This window comes from Duganella phyllosphaerae (assembly GCF_001758785.1).
Lineage (GTDB): Bacteria > Pseudomonadota > Gammaproteobacteria > Burkholderiales > Burkholderiaceae_D > Rugamonas > Rugamonas phyllosphaerae.
This window is the reverse complement of sequence record NZ_LROM01000098.1, coordinates 1-19027: the sequence shown is the minus strand read 5'-3', so window position 1 is coordinate 19027 and position 19027 is coordinate 1. Positions and strand designations below refer to the sequence as shown.

Annotated in this window: 20 protein-coding genes; 12 read left to right on the top strand and 8 right to left on the bottom strand. The window is 61.0% G+C overall.

The genetic code is table 11. The features are described 5' to 3' along the window. Positions 1-155 precede the first annotated feature (155 nt). From traM to DUPY_RS18030, 3 genes are read right to left on the bottom strand one after another with little or no spacing between them, the layout of a single operon-like run. Entirely contained in the window at positions 156-593 is a 438-nt protein-coding gene (traM, locus tag DUPY_RS18040) for a conjugal transfer transcriptional regulator TraM (protein WP_070249778.1), read from the bottom strand. Then, positions 593-1321, bottom strand: a complete 729-nt coding sequence (locus tag DUPY_RS18035; RefSeq protein WP_070249777.1) for a PRK13886 family protein — start codon at positions 1319-1321, stop codon at positions 593-595. The genes traM and DUPY_RS18035 overlap by 1 nt, the downstream gene beginning before the upstream one ends. Continuing rightward, positions 1321-1695 (bottom strand): TraK family protein, encoded by a 375-nt coding sequence (locus DUPY_RS18030; RefSeq protein WP_070249776.1) that lies wholly within the window; start codon positions 1693-1695, stop codon positions 1321-1323. Before DUPY_RS18030 ends, DUPY_RS18035 begins: the two co-directional genes overlap by 1 nt. A 315-nt stretch (positions 1696-2010) precedes the next feature. Between DUPY_RS18030 and traJ the strand changes: the two genes are divergently transcribed. From traJ to DUPY_RS17995, 8 genes are all read left to right on the top strand, one after another. Continuing rightward, a complete protein-coding gene (traJ, locus tag DUPY_RS18025) occupies positions 2011-2382 on the top strand; it encodes a conjugal transfer transcriptional regulator TraJ (protein ID WP_070249775.1) in 372 nt (123 codons plus the stop codon). 24 nt (positions 2383-2406) lie between these two features. Continuing rightward, on the top strand, positions 2407-4980 hold the full coding sequence (gene traI / locus DUPY_RS18020; RefSeq protein ID WP_070249774.1) for a TraI/MobA(P) family conjugative relaxase: 2574 nt from the start codon (positions 2407-2409) through the stop codon (positions 4978-4980). Then, entirely contained in the window at positions 4977-6953 is a 1977-nt protein-coding gene (locus DUPY_RS18015) for a type IV secretory system conjugative DNA transfer family protein (RefSeq protein WP_070249773.1), read from the top strand. The genes traI and DUPY_RS18015 overlap by 4 nt, the downstream gene beginning before the upstream one ends. Then, positions 6950-7537, top strand: coding sequence for a conjugative transfer signal peptidase TraF (traF, locus tag DUPY_RS18010; RefSeq protein WP_070249772.1), 588 nt, complete (start codon positions 6950-6952; stop codon positions 7535-7537). The genes DUPY_RS18015 and traF overlap by 4 nt, the downstream gene beginning before the upstream one ends. Before the next feature lie 30 nt (positions 7538-7567). Next, positions 7568-7804, top strand: a complete 237-nt coding sequence (locus DUPY_RS29270) for a hypothetical protein (RefSeq protein WP_070249771.1) — start codon at positions 7568-7570, stop codon at positions 7802-7804. A gap of 30 nt (positions 7805-7834) precedes the next feature. Next, positions 7835-11215, top strand: a complete 3381-nt coding sequence (locus DUPY_RS18000) for a zincin-like metallopeptidase domain-containing protein (RefSeq protein ID WP_070249770.1) — start codon at positions 7835-7837, stop codon at positions 11213-11215. A gap of 91 nt (positions 11216-11306) precedes the next feature. Continuing rightward, entirely contained in the window at positions 11307-11543 is a 237-nt protein-coding gene (locus DUPY_RS28005; RefSeq protein WP_141749597.1) for a hypothetical protein, read from the top strand. A 41-nt stretch (positions 11544-11584) separates the two neighbouring features. Beyond that, on the top strand, positions 11585-12583 hold the full coding sequence (locus DUPY_RS17995) for an ATPase (protein ID WP_084640783.1): 999 nt from the start codon (positions 11585-11587) through the stop codon (positions 12581-12583). A 229-nt stretch (positions 12584-12812) separates the two neighbouring features. Here DUPY_RS17995 and DUPY_RS17990 read toward each other — a convergent pair whose 3' ends face one another. Then, positions 12813-13550 carry an immunity 52 family protein gene (locus tag DUPY_RS17990; RefSeq protein WP_070249768.1) on the bottom strand — a complete coding sequence of 246 codons (738 nt, stop codon included), beginning with the start codon at positions 13548-13550 and terminating at the stop codon, positions 12813-12815. After that, positions 13547-13786 carry a Tox-REase-5 domain-containing protein gene (locus DUPY_RS27315; protein WP_229255415.1) on the bottom strand — a complete coding sequence of 80 codons (240 nt, stop codon included), beginning with the start codon at positions 13784-13786 and terminating at the stop codon, positions 13547-13549. The genes DUPY_RS17990 and DUPY_RS27315 overlap by 4 nt, the downstream gene beginning before the upstream one ends. Before the next feature lie 75 nt (positions 13787-13861). On the opposite strand from DUPY_RS27315, the gene DUPY_RS17985 reads away from it, so the two are divergent. The 3 genes from DUPY_RS17985 (at position 13862) to DUPY_RS17980 (ending at position 14741) form a co-directional block, all read left to right on the top strand. Beyond that, positions 13862-14326, top strand: a complete 465-nt coding sequence (locus DUPY_RS17985) for a transposase (RefSeq protein WP_084640781.1) — start codon at positions 13862-13864, stop codon at positions 14324-14326. Next, entirely contained in the window at positions 14247-14438 is a 192-nt protein-coding gene (locus tag DUPY_RS29360; protein WP_503826035.1) for a hypothetical protein, read from the top strand. The genes DUPY_RS17985 and DUPY_RS29360 overlap by 80 nt, the downstream gene beginning before the upstream one ends. Before the next feature lie 105 nt (positions 14439-14543). Further along, a complete protein-coding gene (locus DUPY_RS17980; protein ID WP_070249767.1) occupies positions 14544-14741 on the top strand; it encodes a hypothetical protein in 198 nt (65 codons plus the stop codon). 87 nt (positions 14742-14828) lie between these two features. Here DUPY_RS17980 and DUPY_RS17975 read toward each other — a convergent pair whose 3' ends face one another. After that, positions 14829-16118, bottom strand: a complete 1290-nt coding sequence (locus DUPY_RS17975; protein ID WP_070249766.1) for an HNH endonuclease — start codon at positions 16116-16118, stop codon at positions 14829-14831. Positions 16119-16660: 542 nt separating this feature from the next. Between DUPY_RS17975 and DUPY_RS17970 the strand changes: the two genes are divergently transcribed. Next, a complete protein-coding gene (locus DUPY_RS17970; protein WP_141749596.1) occupies positions 16661-16957 on the top strand; it encodes a hypothetical protein in 297 nt (98 codons plus the stop codon). A 134-nt stretch (positions 16958-17091) separates the two neighbouring features. Here the strand turns inward: DUPY_RS17970 and DUPY_RS27305 are convergent, their stop codons facing one another. Both DUPY_RS27305 and trbL read right to left on the bottom strand, forming a co-directional pair. Beyond that, positions 17092-17673 carry a lysozyme family protein gene (locus tag DUPY_RS27305; protein WP_084640779.1) on the bottom strand — a complete coding sequence of 194 codons (582 nt, stop codon included), beginning with the start codon at positions 17671-17673 and terminating at the stop codon, positions 17092-17094. Positions 17674-17696: 23 nt separating this feature from the next. Beyond that, positions 17697-19027 (bottom strand): P-type conjugative transfer protein TrbL (trbL, locus tag DUPY_RS17965; RefSeq protein WP_070249764.1); only part of this gene is annotated, 1331 nt, incomplete at its 5' end.

The following is a 19027-nucleotide window of genomic DNA, read 5'->3' as shown; positions in this document are numbered from 1 at the left end:
TCTCATTCAACTTCGACGATAACGTGGGCCCGACGAGGATTTAGCGGCCTTGGACCCGAGCCACGGGCACAATTAATTATGGATCCGATTTAACAAGCATAGGTCCTCAGATTCTTTATTCCGGATTTGTTATTGCCGATCGAAAACTGCCTCCGTCAACGAAGAAGCAATACCAGCACAACTGCGCACACCGTAAGACAAGCCGCGCCCAGGTTTAAGAAAGCTGCCCGATAAGCACGGGCAGCAGCAGCGTCAGCCCATAACATGAGAACCTTCATTTTGTCTTCGATCGCTGCAGACGCCGCCTTAGCCGACGCCTGCGCCAACAAAGTCATCAGCTCCGTGCTGGATTCCAGCGCCGCATTCAACACCCGCTCCGCCTTCTCCCGAGCATCCATTCCCCACCGATTGCCGATTCCCTCCAACTCCTGTTTATACTGGTCAAGCATCGCCTGCTGCGCAGCTACGCTGTCCTGCAACAACCGGTGATTGATCGTTTGCAGCACCAGTATCGGATCATCGCGCGCGACAGCAATCCCATGCTTGCTCGCGATCTCACGGATCAGTTGTTCAATTTTATCGTCAGCATTCATCACAGCACCGCCGCCTTGTCCAACTGCCCACACACCTGCCCCTTGATGATCTTGAGCCGCTGCCTGGTCATGATCGTCAGCGTCTCCTGCACCAGCGCTTCGTCAAAGGTCAGTCGCGCCTGGAGCATCTCGGCCAAGTCTCTGCCATAGGTCTCCTTCTTCAAATCGGGAAGCTGTACGATGGCCGACACACGCTCCTTGTACGCCGAATACGCTCTCATCTGTTCGAACGGCTTCCCTTCCTGTTCGATGCCTCCCCAGAACGGATTGAGCCAAACGATGAACTGAGCCTCGTCCTCGCGGAACTGGCCGAGGAGCTGGGCAAATCCGCTCACGGTATCAAGCAGCGCCTGCCCGCCTGTTACGACGGTATGAATGATAAGCTGATGGCCCATTCCGCCCAGCAGTGTCGGCACCTGGTTACTGATCACAAAGTGGGACAGCGGAACAAACGCGCTGGCGCCGTTGTCGATCACCACATCGCCATGCGCAGCGGCGATCATCTCGATGAGCGTGTCGAAACTGCGCGGGTTGATCTCGTCGCCTTCCATGATTTGCAGGAGCTGGACGCCCAGCGCCTTGTAGCCGTTGAAGGTTGCGTTGACGGGGTCGGTATCGATGCAGGTGAGCGCATGTCCGCGCTCGAGCTTGTACTGCGCCAGGAACGCGGCGGCAACCGACTTGCCTACCCCGCCCTTCCCTTGCAGCAGCATGTGGATCTTGGCCATTATATTAAATCCTCCTTCCTTGGTACCGGGTTGAATGTGAAGCCGCGTATTTCATTCGACGAGTCTTTTTGCATTGCCGGCTTCGGCACCGCAGCGGAAAAATTCCGTGCAGGTACTGGCGGCGCTTTTTTAGCCTTGGCCGCGCGGGCGCTGCGTATATAGCGGTGCACAAAACTGAGAAATGCATCGTACTTGCAGGGCACCTGGCCGTTTTCGTGCAGGTAGCGCCAGACCGTGCGTACGGCATAGCCCGCGTCCAGCCCGGCCTGGATATCGTCGCGCACGGCGAGCAGCGCTACAAGATTCTTCTCGCTCCTGCTTGATGTGCATCGCGATGCCCACTCGTCCAGCGATTCGTTGTGGAGCCTCTTCATGGCTGTTTTTCGCCTGCGTGAAATGTTCTGGGATGGTGCCGCCGTGGCGCTGTTCCAGTATAGGTCGGCCACTGTCAATTTTTCGATATACCGGTCCGTTACCCGCTCAATCCTTGATCAAATCGGCATGCGTCCGGCTTCGCTACCGTACTCTTTCGTGGGGTAACCGGCGCGCAGAGCCGGGCAGGATAGGTGTTGTGGGCCCACAGCCGGCGGCTGCGTTCCCACAACACACTCCTTATTCGCACTTCGTGCTCAACGGAATCCTGCTCTGCGAGGCCAGGCGGCTGCCGCCGCCAAATTCAAGGACAACCCATGGCTGAACAAACCAAACGGGGCACGCCGCCGATCAAGGTGTATTGCCTGCCGGAGCAACGCAACCAGCTGCTGGTACTGGCCGCAAACGCAAACCTGAGCGTGTCGTCGTATTTGCTCAGAGTGGGGCTCGGCTATCGCGTGAGGGGGATGCTCGACCACAGGCGCGTCGAGGAGCTTGTACGCATCAATGGCGACCTGGGACGGCTCGGCGGGCTGCTCAAGCTCTGGCTGACCAACGACGAGAGAACAGAAGCTTTTGGCGAAGCCACCATCCGCGCCCTGCTCGGCAAGATCGGTGACACCCAAGACACGATCCACGAAGTGATGCAGCAGGTGGTGCTGAGTGGCACCGGGCAGCAAGATCTTTAGCCGCTGAAATGCGCGGAGACCAACATGATCATCAAGCACGTTGCCATGAAGTCTGCGAAAAAAAGCAGTTTTATCGGCCTGGTTCGATACCTCACCGGCGCCCAAGGCAAAGGCGTGCGCGTCGGCGAGGTGCTTATCACCAACTGCCATTCGGTGGAGATACAGAACGCGGCGCTCGAGGTGACCATCACGCAACAGCAAAACACGCGCTCGCACGCGGACAAAACTTACCACCTGATTGTCAGCTTCCGGGAAGGTGAAAGCCCGGCGCCCGAAATACTGAAAGCAATCGAACAGAAAATATGCGACGGCCTCGGCTTCGGCGAACACCAGCGCATCAGCGTCGTCCACCACGACACCGACAACCTGCACATGCACATCGCCATCAACAAGGTCCACCCTGCCCGCCTGACCGTGCACGAGCCGTACAACGCGTACCACACCTTCGCCAAGCTGTGCGACCGGCTGGAAAAGGCATTCGGCTTGCAGCGCGACAATCACACGCCGGGCAAAACCGCCGGCGAGAACCGCGCGACGGACATGGAGCAGCACGCGGCAGTCGAGAGCCTGCTTGGCTGGATCAGGCGGGAGTGCGCGGACCAGATCAGGGAAGCGCGCACCTGGACGCAACTACACCATACGCTGGAAGAGCATGGCCTCCACCTGCAGGCGCGCGGGAATGGCTTCGTCATCAGCAGCGAAGACGGCATATCGGTGAAGGCCAGTTCCGTCGCCCGGGAATTTTCAAAAGAAAAACTGGAGAGCCGGTTGGGCAGCTTCCAGCCGTCGCCACACACAACATCGGCCCAGCGGCCCGGAAAGCGCTACAGCAAACAGCCCACCACAACGAACGCGGACACCACCGCCCTCTTCGCGCGCTACAAGAGCTCACAGCACCTGGAGATGGTGACGAAAGCGGTCGAGTGGCGCAAGGCCGCCGCGCGCAAGCAGCGCCTCATCGAAGCAGCCAAACGCACCGGGCGCCTCAAGCGCGCCGCCATCGAGCTGGTTCGCGCTTCGCGCACCGGCAAGAAACTCATGTACGCAGCCACGAGCAAGGTGCTGCGCGAAGAGATCGCAGCGGTCAACCGGCAATACTTCAAGGAGCGCCAGCAGATCCACGACAAATACCGGCGGCTGGCGTGGGCCGACTGGCTGCGGCAGGAAGCCCAGGCAGGCGACCAGGAGGCGCTGCAGGCGCTCCGCGCACGCAGGAAGGCCCCTTCCCACCATGGCGACACGCTGCGCGGCACAGGCGCGCGCCAGGAGCCATTCTCAGGCGCCCGGCGCGACAGCGTGACCAAGAAGGGAACCTTGATCTACCGGTTCGGCGCCAGCGTGGTCCGCGACGATGGCGCCAGGCTCGATGTCGCGCGTGGCGCCAGCCAGGCAGAACTCGAAGCTGCGCTGCGCCTGGCAATGGCGCGCTACGGCAGCCGCATTTCGGTGACCGGTTCGGACCAGTTCAGGGAGCACATCGCACGGGCGGCCGCTGCCGCCCATCTTTCCGTCAGCTTCGACGACGACGCGCTGGAACGGCGCCGCCAGTTGCTGGCGCAATCAACCACCAGGAAGGGGAATCATCATGGCAACGACACGAACCAACACGCAGGAACAGGACGACAACCTGATCGAGGCCGCCATGGCAGCCGTGCAGCAGCCGCAAGCCGCGCAGCAGGCGGCGCAAGCGCAAAACCGCCAGCCGGAGAACAACAGCAGCAGCATTCCCACGGCGCCCAGCCACACGCTGGAAACCCTGGAACCACGCCGCCGGCCTCAGCCCGCCACCATCTGCGAGGGCTGTCCGAACTCGGTGTGGTTCACGTCCCCGAGCGAACTGAAATGCTACTGCCGGGTGATGTACCTGATCACGTGGGCAAGCCGGGAACCGAACCAGCTCACGGCGTGCGACGGCATCTTCATTGGCCAGGAAGACGCGCTGCACATGTAAAGCGCGCCGGCCAGCCCGCCGGCGGCAAGCCGCTGGTGGCCAGCGCTGGAACGGCGCCACCGCCAGCGAGCCAGGGCCGGCTGCTGCCGCTGTCCCGGCTTGGCAAGCTGGAAGTGGACAAAGCGACGGCCGCCGATCCGCATCGCGTCGAGGAGCGCGAGGCAAACAAGCCGGCGGCACCAACCGACGCGCACTTGGAAAACAGCGCCGATCGCGTGCGGGTGCATGCGCCATCTTCGTCGGCAGGCACCGGGGCCAACCAGAAGACCAACGCCCCCCAGCCTGAGCGCGAAGCCGAAAAGGAAGCAGGCCTATCACCAGTCTCTACAAAAAATATCCACACCTCATCAAAAACCCACCAGCTAAGTGCAGCCGAGAAATACGTCATTGAGCGAGAACAAAAGCGCATCAATGGGTTCGATATACCGAAGCACAAGCTCTACACTTTTAGCGAAGATACCTCTGCCGAGTTCGTCGGTCTGCGCCGCATCGATGCCCAGGCGCTGGCCCTGCTGCGGCTTGGCGACGGCATCGCGGTGCTGCCCGTGGACGACGCCGCGGCGCAGCGTCTCAAGCGCCTGCCGCGTGGCCACACGATCACCGTCACGGCCGCAGGCACGGTCAAGAGGAAAGGACGGAGCAGATGAAAGACCGTTTCAACAACGCGGTAGGACCGCAGGTGCGCACGGGACGCACGAAGTCCGGCAAGCTGGTGCCGGTGCTCGCTGCCTTCACGCTCTACGCCGCGCTGCACGCGGCCACCCAGCTCTTCGCACGCGACATGCACTACCAGCCGTCGCTCGGTGCGCATTTCCACGACATCTATCCGCCGTGGGCGATCGTGCAGTGGGCGGCAAAATGGTACCAGCAGTACCCGGATGCTTTTCGGCGCGCCGGCGGCGCGGGCATCTCGATCGCCAGCCTTGGCCTGCTCATCCTGGCCGTTGCCAAGATGGTGATGGCCAATACGTCCAGGGTGAACGAATTCCTGCATGGTTCGGCGCGGTGGGCCAACAAGGTCGATATCGAGCAGGCCGGCCTGCTGCCTGCGCGGCATTCACTTTTTGATCGCCTGCGTGGCACGCTGTCGAAGCCTCATGCCGGCGTGTACGTGGGCGCATGGCTCGACAAGGGCGGCGCCCTGCACTACTTGCGCCACAACGGCCCGGAACACGTGCTGACCTACGCGCCCACGCGCTCGGGCAAGGGCGTCGGCCTGGTCGTGCCCACGCTGCTGTCGTGGCCCGAGAGCGCCGTCATCACCGACCTCAAAGGCGAGCTGTGGGCAATGACCGCCGGCTGGCGCCAGAAGCACGCGCGTAACAAGGTGCTGCGCTTCGAGCCGGCGGCGCCCGACTGCGAAGTGTTTTTCAACCCGCTCGACGAGATCCGCATCGGCACCTCGTACGAGGTGGGCGACGTGCAAAACCTGGCCACGCTGGTCGTGGACCCGGACGGCAAGGGACTCGAGACGCACTGGCAGAAAACCAGCCAGGCGCTCCTTGTCGGCGTGATCCTGCACGCGCTGCACAAGCGCCGCAACGAGGGCACGCCCGCTTCCCTGCCCCACGTCGATCACCTGCTGGCCAACCCGGATCGCAGCGTGGCCGAACTCTGGATGGAAATGGTCACTTATGGCCACGTCGATGGCCAGCCGCACCCGGTGGTGAGCGCCGCCGCGCGCGACATGATGGATCGCCCGGAAGAAGAAGCCGGGTCGGTGCTGTCCACGGCGAAGTCCTACCTCGCCCTGTACCGCGACCCGGTGGTGGCGAAAAACGTCGGCGTCTCCAACTTCCGCATCCGCGACCTGATGAACCACGACCGGCCGGTAAGCCTGTACATCGTCACCCAGCCCAACGACAAGGCGCGGCTGCGTCCACTGGTGCGGGTAATGGTTAACATGGTGGTGCGGCTGCTGGCCGACAAGCTCGAATTCGAGCGCGCGATCGCCGATGCACCGCGGTGGCAGACGTGGCTGGCCAAAGCAGGTAGAAAAATCGAGCCAAGATCGTTCGTGCGCGCCAAGCGCGGCTACAAGTACCGGCTGCTGGGCATGATCGATGAATTCCCCAGCCTTGGCCGGCTGGAGATCCTGCAGGAGTCGCTCGCTTTTATTGCCGCCTACGGCATCAAGCTGTACCTGATCTGCCAGGACATCAACCAGCTCAAGAGCCGTGAAACCGGCTACGGCCCGGACGAGACGATCACGTCGAACTGCCACGTGCAGAACGCCTACCCGCCCAACCGCATCGAGACGGCAGAGCACCTGTCCAAGCTGACCGGCACCACCACGGTGGCCAAGGAGCAAATCACAACCAGCGGCAAGCGCACCAGTGCCCTGCACGGCCAGGTGTCGCGCACCATCCAGGAAGTCCAGCGCCCGCTGCTCACGCCCGACGAGTGCCTGCGCATGCCCGGCCCCACCAAGGAAGGAGAGCTGATCGTCGCTCCCGGTGACATGGTGGTGTACGTGGCCGGTTTTCCCGCCATTTACGGGCGCCAGCCGCTGTACTTCAAGGACCGCATCTTCAGCGCCCGCGCAGCGGTGCCGGAGCCGGAACACAGCGACGTGCTGCGCGTGGTGACGCCACACAACAAGCGGGAGATCCGGCTATGAAGAAGATTTTGCGCATGGCGGCGCTGGCGGCGCCCATCGCGGGCAGCGTGGTGCTGGCTGCCGGGGTGCTGTGCTACCTGGCCGGCGCGCGCGTGAACACCAGCAAGAGCATCCCGGTGGGGCTGTACTGGACCAGCGACCGGCCGGTGGAGCGCGGCGCGTACGTGGTGCTGTGCCCTCCGCAGGTGGGCGTGGTCGCCGAGGCGCTGCGCCGCGATTACCTGCCCGCCGGCTTCTGCCCCGGCGGCTACGGGTTCATGATGAAGAAGGTGGTGGCCCTCAAGGAAGACGTGGTCGATATCAGCGACGCCGGCGTGGCCGTCAACGGCGCGTTGCTGCCACTGAGCGCGCCGCTGCGGCAGGACGCAGCCGGCCGGCCCATGCCGCGCTACCAGGCCACGCATTTCGTCATCGGCAATTCCGAGGTGCTGCTGATGTCGGACGTCAGCAGCACCTCGTTCGACGGGCGCTACATCGGGCCGGTCAACCGCGCGCAGATCGAGGCCGTGATCGTGCCGGTCCTGGTCCGGCACGATGAGCGCCCAATCCATCCCCCGCCTGCCCGGCCCGCCCAACATCACTGAGCCGGCAGGCTTTACCCCAAGGAGAACGACGTGAACGAACACACAACAGCAACCGTTATCCCGTTCCCACGAGACGAGGCAGAAGAAGTCGGCCTGGATTTCAACCTGGCGCATCAGCACCTCGCCGTATCGAAGCTGCATGACGCGCTCACCCCGGGCTTCACGGCGGAGTTTTCGCCGGAAGAAGCCGAGGTGGCTGGCGCCTTCCGCGAAGACGCACTGTCGGAGGCCGACGCCTTCGACAGCGCGCTCAATGCGCAAGCCTAGCGCCGGCCGCATGATCAAGGAGGACAAGACATGGACAGCGAAAAGCAATCATTCCCCGACAAGGTCGCGGAAAAGCTGATCGAGCAGCTGCGCGAAGGCACCGCGCCATGGCAGAAGCCATGGCAGCCCGGCGAGGCGTCATCGCGTCTGCCGGTCAATCCCGTTACGGGAAGCCGCTACAAGGGCATCAACGCCCTGCACCTGATGAGCGAAGGCCGCGAGGACCAGCGCTGGATGACCTACAAGCAGGCCGAATCGCTCGATGCGCAGGTGCGCAAGGGCGAGAAAGGCACGGCAATCCAGTACTGGAAATTCACCGAGGACCAGATCCAGACCGACACCAACGGCAAGCCGATCTTCGATGCGCGCGGCCAACCGGTCAAGGAAACCGTGCAGCTCGAACGCCCCCGCGTGTTCTTTGCGACCGTGTTCAACGCCGGGCAGATCGACGGCCTGCCGCCGATGGAGCGCAAGGCGCAGAACTGGAATCCTGTCGAACGCGCAGAAAAAATCCTGCAAGCCAGCGGCGCCGACCTGCGCCACGGGCAGCAGGACAGCGCCTTCTACCGCCCCGCCACCGACACCATCCACCTGCCGGGCAAGGAGCAGTTCCCCACCGCCGACAACTACTATGCGACAGCGCTGCATGAACTGGGTCACTGGAGCGGCCATGCCTCGCGGCTGGACCGCGACCTGGTACACCCTTTCGGCAGCGAAGGCTACGCCCGCGAGGAGCTGCGGGCCGAAATCGCCAGCATGATCATGGGCGACGAAATCGGCATCGGCCACGATCCGAAGCAGCACGCAGCCTACGTCGATTCGTGGATCAGGGTGCTGCGCGAGGATCCGCTGGAGATCTTCCGCGCCGCGAGCGACGCCGAGAAAATCCAGAGCTACGTGATGGGGCTGGAGAAAAAGATGGTGCAGGACGAAGCACTGCAAAACGGCCAGCAGTATGCAGAACGCGCGCAGCAAAAGGTAGTGGCGGTCGCGCAAAACCGCACGGAGGTTGACATGGGAATGCCACGCGATGGCGCCGACCAGGAATCGCTGGCGCAGCGCGCCGAAGCCTGGGTGCTGGCGCGGCTGGAACAACGCACGCTGCTGCGCGCGATGGACGTTGCCAGCGATGCCCAGCTGGAAAAGATCAGCGCGGTCCTGTCTGACATGGCGCCGCCGACCGGCGACAATCCATTCTGGCAGCGCCACGCCCTGCCCGATGCCGGCACGGAGCTGCCACTGAAAATTGCCGAAGCGCGCGAGGCGGCCGGCCAGCGCCTGCTTGATTCGCCGCTCGCCGCCGCGCGCAAGGACCTGCTCCGGCAGCGCGCCGGCAACAGCGCGGGCGCCGACGAAGGCGAGTCGCTGGTCCACGAGTCGGAAACCGTGCTCGGATTCTCGCTGCCGCAGGACTGGAGCGGAGGAATACGCGTCGAAGGTTTTGGTACCGAGATGGTCGATGGCCAGCCGTCATTCACTACCATCCTGCCCAAGGGTGCGGAGCCGGAGGGCTGGGGCGTGTTCACGGAACACGGTGACGGCAGGCACACCATGGTGGGCAGCTACGCCAGCGAGCAGGCCGCCAACGCAGTCGCGGAGCGCCTGTCGCTACTCGACGCGCATTCGACGCTGAACGAGCACGAAGCGGCAGCCAAGCTTGCGCGCATCAACGAAGAGCGCGTGCGCCGCGATCCTGACAGCACCGAGGAAGACATCGCCGCCGCCCGCGAGCTGCGCAAGAACAGCGACTTCGTGGCCGTCACGCAGGACGAGGACCTGCAACGCCGGATCGCGGCCGAACAGGAAAAAAAGGTACACCAGGCGCAGTTGGACACTGATGCGGCGGCAGGCAGGATGCTCATCGACGTGCCCTACAAGCAGAAGGACGAAGCCAAGGCGCTGGGCGCGAAATGGGACCGGCAGGAGCAGTCGTGGTTCGTGCCTGGCGGCCTCGATCCCGCGCCGTTTGCCAGGTGGGCGCCACAGGAACGCGAGCAGCCCGCCGCCGGGCTACAGGCGCCATCGGCAACCGCTGCGAACGCGCCCGACTCGCTCGACCCGCCCATGGCCCAGCGCCAGTACCTGGCGGTGCCGTTTGACGACCGCGCCCAGGCCAAGGCGGCGGGCGCGCAATGGGACCGTTCCGCCAAATCTTGGTTTGCCGGGCCAGACGCCGATCTGCCCAAGCTGGAGAAATGGAAGCCGGAGAATGTCCCCGTGCAGCAGGCGCCGGCGATGACGCCGCGAGAAGAATTTGCCGAAGCGCTGCGGTCGGTCGGCTGCGTCGTCAGCGGCCAGCACCCGGTGATGGACGGCGACAAGCACCGGATCAGCGTGGAGGGCGAGAAGTTTTCGCAGAATGCCGGCGCCGGCTTCTACGTGGGTCACCTGGACGGGCATCCGGCCGGCTACGTCAAGAACAACAAGACCGGCGAAGAAGTGTCGTGGAAGGCCAAGGGCTACGTGGCAGATCCGGCGCAGAAGGCGCTGCTGGCGGCGCAGGCCGCATCGAAACAGCAGCAGCGCGAGGCCGAAGTGGCGCGCCGCCAGGAACACGCGGCCGCCCGCGTCGTCAAACAGGTACAGAAGCTCGTGCCGGTCACCGAGCCGACGTCGTACATGCAGGCCAAGGGCATCGTGCCGCACGCGGGGGCGCTGACCGACAAGGACGGCAAGAAGACTTACGTGCCGGCGGTCGATGCCGATGGCAAGCAGTGGAGCATGCAGTACATCCAGGAGGACGGCACCAAGCGCTTTGCAAAAGACAGCAGGAAGGACGGCTGCTTCCACGCCGTCGGCGGCATTGAGCAGCTGGCTGCCGCTCCTGCCCTGGTGATCGCCGAGGGCTACGCCACGGCAGCAACGCTCAAGCAGGCACTGGGTTTTGCGACGGTGTCGGCTTTCGACGCGGGCAACCTGGCGCAAGTGGCGCGGGCGCTGCACGACAAGTTCCCGGACAAGCCTGTCATCATCGCCGGCGACGACGACCGCCACCTCGCAGCCACTCAGGGCGCCAACCCTGGCCGCACCAGGGCGGAGGAAGCGGCAAGCCTGGTCGGCGGCAAGGTGCTGCTGCCGATCTTCGCGCCTGGCGAGAACGGCTTTCCAGCGGGTGTGGAGCCGGTGACCGTCAGCGCATTCCGCCAGCACAGGAACGGTTTGAATACCCTGAGCGAAGATCAGACCGGTGCGCTTGACCGGATGAAGCAGTTCACCGACTTTAACGACCTGGCCACCAGGAGTTCGCTGGGCATGGCCGGCGTCGAACGCCAGGTACGCTCGGCCATAAACGATATCGTGGACAGGCACCGCCAGGCTGCGGTGCAGGAACAGGAGGTTGCCCTCACGCCGGCGCAGGAAGAGGCGGTGGCGCTCAAGCCGAAGCGCAAGCGTGCGGCTGCCATTGCGTAATCGTCAGCACCGGTCAGGTGGTAAGGGCCGGGCCGGTGCCTGAGAACCTGGACTATAATGAAATGCACACGTCAATTGAAGGGAGACCATCATGACACTCAAGATTCGCGGACCTCGCAGGTTTGATTCGCCTACCGTATTAAAGGGGGACGCTCCGTTTCTCGGGGCAACTGTTGCCGAATGGGACAGGGCGATCATCGGCAACATGGGTAAAACGCTCGCCGACATCAAACTTCGCACGGAAAATGCGCCGAAGCGCGATGCGTCAAAGGCCGTCACGTCGGACCTGGCCAGCGCCGTCAGCAAGCGCCTGGCGACGAGCAAGTAGCTCCACATACTTGAGAGCGCGGCACTGCCCACGCTTTTATTATGTCCTCAACTCAAGCTTCCCAACCACTTGATCTTCACGTCATGGTGTTTGCCGGCCCCAATGGCTCTGGAAAAACCTCGGTGATCGAAGAGATCAAGCAGACCGGCCTGGCGACCGTTAGCGGCGTCTACCCGGTGCCGGCACGTTTCATTAATCCGGACCAGGTCGCAAAAGACCTGAAGGGGAATTTCGCCGATCAAAATGCCCGGGATGAAGCTGCACAGGCGGCAGCCATCCAGGCCCGCGCAGAAGCGATCGCCAGCAAGCTGCCGTTCGCGTTCGAGACAGTCATGTCCCATCCCTCACGCATCAACGAGATGCTGATGCTGAAAGAGCAAGGTTACCGCCTCTTCCTGACTTTTATCACCACCGACAATCCTGAAACCAATGTGGATAGGGTGAAGTTCCGATACGAGACCGGCACGACCACCGGGCACTACGTCGCGCCGGACAAGGTGCGCGAACGTTACGAACGTACCTTGGCGTTGCTGCCTCGCGCAGCAGAGGTCGCAGACAATGTCTATATCTACGACAATTCCGCTGAATTTACAGAGGCAAAATTGCAGGCCGTGATCGAGCGGAACATCCAGTTCGCGGTGGCGCCCGATGCAAAAGATTGGGTTATCAAGCGCCTGGTGCACCCGTTGAAACAGCGCGAACGGGAACAACAGCAATTGACGGCTGAACTGGAGAAAAAAGGCTATGCAGTGACCGGCGCTGATGAATTGCGTGGGATCTACACTGGCCCTGTTCTGCTGAAAACCACGTACTTCCTGGGCCAGCTCGATACGGCGGCAGGCAATTGTGTGATTCATGATTTGTTGATGCTGGGCCTGCTTCCTGATGACAAAAAGCAAGCCGTGACGACGCTTCAACGCGATGATCAGATCAGCATCTCGTATTCAACAACCGGGGCGCCGCATGTGGAGAAGCACGGAAAGATATCCGGCTTATCGCCAAGGTCGAAAGAGACTATCTCGACCAAATCACGTCGCTAATTCGGTATGTTGGCATTTGCAAAATATGCTCGCGTGGATTCTCTAACCTGTGTGGCCGCGCACATGCTGTGACATAAAGTTGATCGTCAAGAATTTTGCTGGCATGGCATTGCCGATACAACGCCTTGCGCATAAGCCATGCCTTCTCTTGTCCGGCCAGCTTCGGCGCATCCTCAGGGGATGCGTCCAGGTCCACTGTCCAGATTACGTTATCGCTCAGCTTCAGATGTCAGAGGTCGGTATATCGGGGCAATAAGTCCTGGTCGACCAGCCGCGTCTCAATCGCGTTGGCGATCTTGATGTGTTCCGGGTTCTCATCGGAGAACTGCCCGTCGGTGACGCTGACAATAATGGTGCCGAATTGTTTTTCATTACCTTTATTGTTCTTGCCCATCACCGGTACCAGCGCACGAGCCTCGGGGACTTGCTGAGCGGTCAGTACAAGTTGAAGATAGAGCATCCAGCTTGCGCCTGGCCGGTCCTCAAAGACCTTGTGGTCGCTGTACCAATACGGCCCAAATGTGGCAACGCTTGGATGCCAGATGGATATTGCTTTTTGCAGCCACTCGACCGGGGTTTTCCAGTCAATAACGGATGGTGTCACTCTCAAGGCGAATTCCACCGTGTCGGGCCGCCCCATAACGTTCGTGCGAGAGGAAAGGGTGGCGTTCTCAGCATCGGCCTCCGCGCCATTCCAGAGAGACATCGAGCGGATGTCATTCACGCCCCTGCTTTTTTCGCGCAGTACCGCCAGGGCTGCGGAAGTTGGCCCGTTTGCATCGAATGCCTCGTACCTCGACGCGTCCTCTTTGCTCTTGTCAGAGGAAAGCAACCACCGTTGAAGCAAGGGGGAGAATTCGCCGGCAGTGCGTGAAAACTCGAATAACTCCGCCATCTGACTTTCGACATCGATCAATGTGGATCGTTCGCGGCGGAAAAACAGCTCAAGTGCGGGTGTGGATTTCATGGTTGATATAACACATCAATATCGGGATATGCGGCCTTGATAATTTTAGAGAAATAGCGATAGCTCAATGGTTCCATGAAGTGCCACCGTAGTTGCACTGGCGGGCGTGGCACGGCCGCAGCCCCCTGTCGGTAAGCCTCCTCGAGCATTTTGTCAGCACCTGCTGTCCACCATCCGCGAACCTGGCGAAACTCGTCAAAGAATTGATCGTATCTTCCCTTTGCTTCCTTGAGCATACACCGTGAGATAGCCCTTGATTCACCGGACACAGCCCATGCGTTATTCTTACGGATAGGAATAGGACTGTGCATATGACTAGGAACAAGCAAACAATCGAAGTGGTTACAGTGAGCGAGGAGCGCCGCTGGCGCTGGTCCGCCGAGGAAAAGGCCGCGATTCTACGCGAGACGTACGAACCGGGCATGTGCCTATCGCTGGTCGCCCGCAAGCACGGAGTCGGCGCCAGTCAGCTGTTCAAATGGCGCAAGCTGGAACGCGAAGACGCGCTGATGGCCGTCACCGCCGGCGAATCGGTGGTGCCCTCCAGCGAACGGGCTGCCGCCCGCGCACAGATCACCCAGCTGCAACGGATGCTGGGCAAGAAGACGATGGAAGCGGAAATTCTGAACGAGGCAGTCGAGTTCGCTCGGAAAAAAAGTGGATTGCGCGCTCGCCCTTGTTGGGCAACGACGGCCAGTGAAAGCGGTCTGTTCGGCTCTGGGCGTGGCGCGCTCGAATGTGTGCGTGATGGCGACGCGCCCGACCGACTGGGTTGACGGCCGGACCACCCAGACGTTCCACCAGCCCGCCGACGTCATCCTGGTCAACGCGTGCGGGCCGAGATCACGGCGCTGCCAACCTACGGGTACCGCAGGGCCGGCGCGCTAGTCAATCGCACTCGGGCGTTGATGGGCCTGCAGGCGATCAACCATAAGCGCTTTTATCGGGTCATGAAGGAGCACAGCCTGTTGTTGTCGCCGCGTCAGCAGCCGCGTGTATGACGGCGTCGTTGGCGTGGCCGAGCCGAACCGGCGCTGGTGTTCGGACGAGTTCGAGTTTGCCTGCGACAACGGTGAGGTCGTGACCGGTGTGTTCATGAAAGACTGCTGTGATCGTGAAATCATCGCCTGGCGGGCATGGGCCGAACGCGGCCTGCCGGGAAAGCCAGTGCGCGACATGCTGGCCTCTTAGAATATCTCGTAGGTGGAAAATTAGATTTAGCTCTGGCATAACGTGACACTTCGCAGATCACCTTCTACGTTTCGACGCGTTATCTGGTCATGCGCTGACCCGGTCGTCTACGGTCACAATCACTCCATTGAATGCGCCGTAGTAAGCAAGCACCTCATCTGACAACTCCACTTGGCCAGCATCACTAATCCGCAACAGTCCACGGTCGTACAAGTTGTGCAAGTCCCGGCGAAGCAAAATGCCATCGGCCGCGCGATTATGCCCCCGGCGCCAATCGCGGCCAAGCAAGTGAGCAGCTTCCAAAGCCTCCGGGACAGTGCATCCGCTCACGACACACTGGCCACCACAAGCTCGGAACACAGTGTCTCGGAACGCACCTTGCTCCGGGCGTGTCTGCACCTGTGTGAATCGTGCCGCGCGCTGTTCAAACTCATCGTTGGGTTTGCCTAGGAGGCTGCTCAGTAAAGGGGCAACTACAGCGGGCGATGCGTCTGCGACTGTGGGCGCCCAGTGAGCGTAGCACCGCTCCCGCTCCAGTACATCGTCATCAATGTGGAACTCGTCGAATAGCCCCTGGGAACAGCGCCGGGTATCCTTATCGACGATGAGCGCCGTGATAATGGGTTCCTTAGCGTTTTTGCACTCGTGACCGAGACGACTCATTGCATTGCGCAAAGGGTAGAAGGTCAGCGCAAAGCGGTTCATGACGTCGGAATACGTCACGGTCCCTCGGGCGCGGCAAACTTCAATGAGCCAAGCGCGGATAGCGGGAATCTTCTCCTTGTACGAGTCAGTGGACAGCCCTGAGCGCTGCTCGTCGCCTACGGGGAAGTCGCCTTGCGCCCGCGCAGGCCGGTGAGTCTGTGCGTGCAGTGCTAATCCGGCGAGGCGAACAGTGTCACCGACGATTGCAACGATATCCCCGTTGGAATTTTGTTCAAGCCGGGAGAGCGCGAATACAACATCGTCCCTGTACGCAATTATTTCGCGCGGACGAGCGTTATTGTCCTTTGCCGTTGCAATAACGGTGTATCCGGCGACGTTTCCATCCCATAGGGCCTTAAGTTGAACGATGCGCTCGTCCAGGCCAAACGAATCGAACCGCTTATCGGCGTCTTCAATATCCAGGACTCTCAGCTTGCGCTCTTTGAATGCATATTCGTCGTTCCAGGTACGCAGCAATATAGAGTTTCCGTTACGCGCGCCCCACGACCAACGCATGTTCCGAAGGGGATACCCCAAATCTGAGAAGAACTGACTGATTACCTTCGCCATACCGCCATCCCTTTTTTCGATAATGTGGGATTGTAGCCAGACGATATACGGACGTGATTCTAACTCGCTAGCTTTTACTTTGTAAGCGTCCAGCCGCGCCATCTATCAACTCCTGACCGACTCCGCCAAACTATCGCCTCTATCAAAACAGGAAGGGAAGTTGTCAAACGTTGACCGAGCTGCGTTAGGACGACGAATCGTGCTGGCGCGCTGCCCGGGAGCTAATCCGGATGGGCCAGTTTCGGCCATCGTCGGCGCGACGGTGGCTTGACACCGGGGGTGACCGGGCCGGCAAACTAGGTGCGTTCTTGCTCCCGGAGCAGCATGGGTTCCTGCGTGCAGCGGTCGGCGGCAGGGACGCACGCATACGTCCGCTTATTTAATCGCGGTATTGCTATGGCCTTCTCTGGGTGCGAAAATGGCGGATCTTGATCGCAGTTCATCCTCGGCTTGCCACGCTGCACTGGACGAACTAGTTGCGCCCAAAGTGCATTGCTGCGACACCTGCTGAACAGACACGATGGCGGCTGCCGCAATCTTTTTTTGATGCAGTTGCATGGCGATGCATTGCGGGATGGGAATGAAGGGGTACTCGGTGCGGATGCACGGTGCCTGGCGGCAGCCCGAAATGAATGGGAAACCTCATGAAAATAGTTCGCTGCATTCTGATGGCCGTCCTCGCTTGGTTCCTACTGGTTTTCGCCTATGGAATCGCCACGTATCCCGACGCACCAATCAAGCCGGGCAATAACGGCACATATACCGGCACCTATACCGGCAAGACTCATCGGAAGCATACCGAAGCTGAGTACTATGCGTTCCTGCGCTGGCAAACCTTGCTGATGATTTCCGGACCTTTCGGCCTAGCGGCGGGGCTCATTCTGCCGAGGCTGAAGGCAAAAAAAACCGGCACCGAGTCCCGCAACTGCTTGCGCCGCTGAGCCGACAATCCACACTCTCAGGTGCGATCAAGTCACCTCCCTCTGACAGAATCGAGGATCCCCACCATGCTGACGTTTTGGTGGAGCGGAATCGACTGGCGAGCCCAACCGACTCCAGGCGGCACTAAAATGAACTAACGTCGCGGGTGATTAGCAATGGCGCGTGGTTGATATAGTACCTTGATAACGCTGTGTGAATATGCCTGACGCAAAGGCACTCGCACGGAATGTTCGCGTGGGTGCTTCTGATCGCTGTACAGCAAAGAAGTATTTTCCTCTACATAACCGCGAACAGTAAATCGAGATTCGATCCATTCCGCCCACAGCTTCGATCGTTGGACCAAGTCCACCCGGTAGATCTCGTTCAACTGAGCATTCCGAGAATGATAATTGGAGCAGCGTCTCCAAAGATCCCCGGTGTCCTGCTTGATGTGCATACGGAGGCGCCACGCTGCCAGTTCATAGGGGTAACAACCAGCAGCTGCCACGTCGCCAGGCGCAATGCCATATTTCGATAGCTGGCGGAGATAAGCTGTGTTGAACTGAAGTGGACCGACATCGTGCGTACCGTTGGCATTACGCACCCACTGCCCTGCTTTACCGCCCTCCTTTTCAGCAACAGCCAGCATAATGTTCGCAGGGATGCCGTACTGAACGGCAGCCGCAATTGAGCAAGTGATGCGCTCTTGCAGCTGCGGCGGAAGATCCATCGGCATGTTGTCACCTTACTGGAAAGGATTCAGTCATGTTCGTTCGGGTCGCTCTCGCGGTCGCGGAAGGCGGCGACTTCGGCATCTGCGTCGACCGGCTGCTTGCCTGCGGAGAGGCTATCACCGTCAAAGCGGCTCGATGCTGGCTTGCTCTCTACAGCACCCCTTGCTTTGATCGCTGCCGCAATCTTTCCTCCAGTGGTATCGGCCACGCGTTCGGCTGCGGACTCGCGCACATCGTTTGCCTTGGACTTGGCGACGTCCCAGGCGCCGGCAGCGAGGTTGGCAACTGTACGCCCCGCCACCCTGGCGACCTTTCCAGTTGTAGAGCCCGCCTTACCACTCGAAGATGTTCCCGATGCCGATGTCGATGCTTGGTTCCCGGGGGCGGCCGCTGACCGCATCTCAGCACTCGAACTCGTGGTTTGACCAGAGCCTTCTGAATCCATCTTTGCGTTCGCTGACGGAGAGGTGTCACCGCCACTGGCATTACTTGTCGCGCCGGCCGACGGTGCAGCCCCGCCAGCGTCATCTCCCATAGCGGATGCCAGCGATGCGCCTGAATTGGTTTCGCTGCCAGCATTGCTCTCACCGGCAGCGCCCGCAGCGTTCATCATCGCTTCAGTGCCGCCTCCCGCGTCCTCGGCAGCTTGGGCCTTCGAAAAGGCAGCAGTCAATGCCTGCAAACCACCAGCCGCGCTGGCAGCCCCCGCAGCGATGGCTGCACCGCCTGTCGCTGCGGCGGCAGCGGCCATTGCAGCGCCACTCATAATTGAGCCCGCGCTAACTCCAGCACCAGAGCCCCCTCCGGCGAGTGCTGCGACGCGCGGAGGGATCTTGTCGATCAGCAGAGCCAGGACCACGCAGACACTTAAGACAAGCAGTAACTCATAAACCGACGATCCGTCGACTCTCTGGTAAAAGCCGTCAATGACACTGATGGCTATCGCAACGAGCAATGTCACCGTCATCAACTCGAGCGCGATTCCGAGCATGGCCTTGAAATAACTGATCGCCATGTCCGACGTCCAGCGCCCACCGCCAAATCCAAGGATGAATACTCCAGCGTAGGTCATTACCCATGCTGTGACTAAGGCAATCAAAACATTCGCGGCCACCACCGCCATCGCCACCACCACCGCTGCAGAAACAAGCACGATTCCCAAGTTGTCGATCGGGTGAACCCAGCTCAGTCCTTTAAATGCCTTTTTAACGATATCGAACGCGATAGTCATCGGACCCGACGGCGTGAGTTCGAACGGTAGGTTGCCGGCCTGTGAGCCAATAGTGCGAAGGGATCTGATGATTGCAATGGCCATATCCGGGCCGTTCGAAAGTAACCACCAGAAGAACCCGGTCG

Excerpts from the sequence above, each read along its gene's own strand:
- traI (WP_070249774.1), top strand. The coding sequence starts at position 2,407 with ATGATCATCAAGCACGTTGCCATGAAGTCTGCGAAAAAAAGCAGTTTT.
- DUPY_RS18035 (WP_070249777.1), bottom strand. The coding sequence starts at position 1,321 with ATGGCCAAGATCCACATGCTGCTGCAAGGGAAGGGCGGGGTAGGCAAG.
- DUPY_RS17985 (WP_084640781.1), top strand. The coding sequence starts at position 13,862 with ATGACTAGGAACAAGCAAACAATCGAAGTGGTTACAGTGAGCGAGGAG.
- DUPY_RS27305 (WP_084640779.1), bottom strand. The coding sequence starts at position 17,673 with ATGCCGATGGATCTTCCGCCGCAGCTGCAAGAGCGCATCACTTGCTCA.
- DUPY_RS27315 (WP_229255415.1), bottom strand. The coding sequence starts at position 13,786 with ATGCTCAAGGAAGCAAAGGGAAGATACGATCAATTCTTTGACGAGTTT.
- DUPY_RS17975 (WP_070249766.1), bottom strand. The coding sequence starts at position 16,118 with ATGGCGCGGCTGGACGCTTACAAAGTAAAAGCTAGCGAGTTAGAATCA.
- traM (WP_070249778.1), bottom strand. The coding sequence starts at position 593 with ATGAATGCTGACGATAAAATTGAACAACTGATCCGTGAGATCGCGAGC.
- DUPY_RS17970 (WP_141749596.1), top strand. The coding sequence starts at position 16,661 with ATGAAAATAGTTCGCTGCATTCTGATGGCCGTCCTCGCTTGGTTCCTA.
- DUPY_RS17990 (WP_070249768.1), bottom strand. The coding sequence starts at position 13,550 with ATGAAATCCACACCCGCACTTGAGCTGTTTTTCCGCCGCGAACGATCC.
- DUPY_RS18015 (WP_070249773.1), top strand. The coding sequence starts at position 4,977 with ATGAAAGACCGTTTCAACAACGCGGTAGGACCGCAGGTGCGCACGGGA.
- DUPY_RS28005 (WP_141749597.1), top strand. The coding sequence starts at position 11,307 with ATGACACTCAAGATTCGCGGACCTCGCAGGTTTGATTCGCCTACCGTA.
- traJ (WP_070249775.1), top strand. The coding sequence starts at position 2,011 with ATGGCTGAACAAACCAAACGGGGCACGCCGCCGATCAAGGTGTATTGC.
- DUPY_RS18030 (WP_070249776.1), bottom strand. The coding sequence starts at position 1,695 with ATGAAGAGGCTCCACAACGAATCGCTGGACGAGTGGGCATCGCGATGC.
- traF (WP_070249772.1), top strand. The coding sequence starts at position 6,950 with ATGAAGAAGATTTTGCGCATGGCGGCGCTGGCGGCGCCCATCGCGGGC.
- DUPY_RS17995 (WP_084640783.1), top strand. The coding sequence starts at position 11,585 with ATGTCCTCAACTCAAGCTTCCCAACCACTTGATCTTCACGTCATGGTG.
- DUPY_RS18000 (WP_070249770.1), top strand. The coding sequence starts at position 7,835 with ATGGACAGCGAAAAGCAATCATTCCCCGACAAGGTCGCGGAAAAGCTG.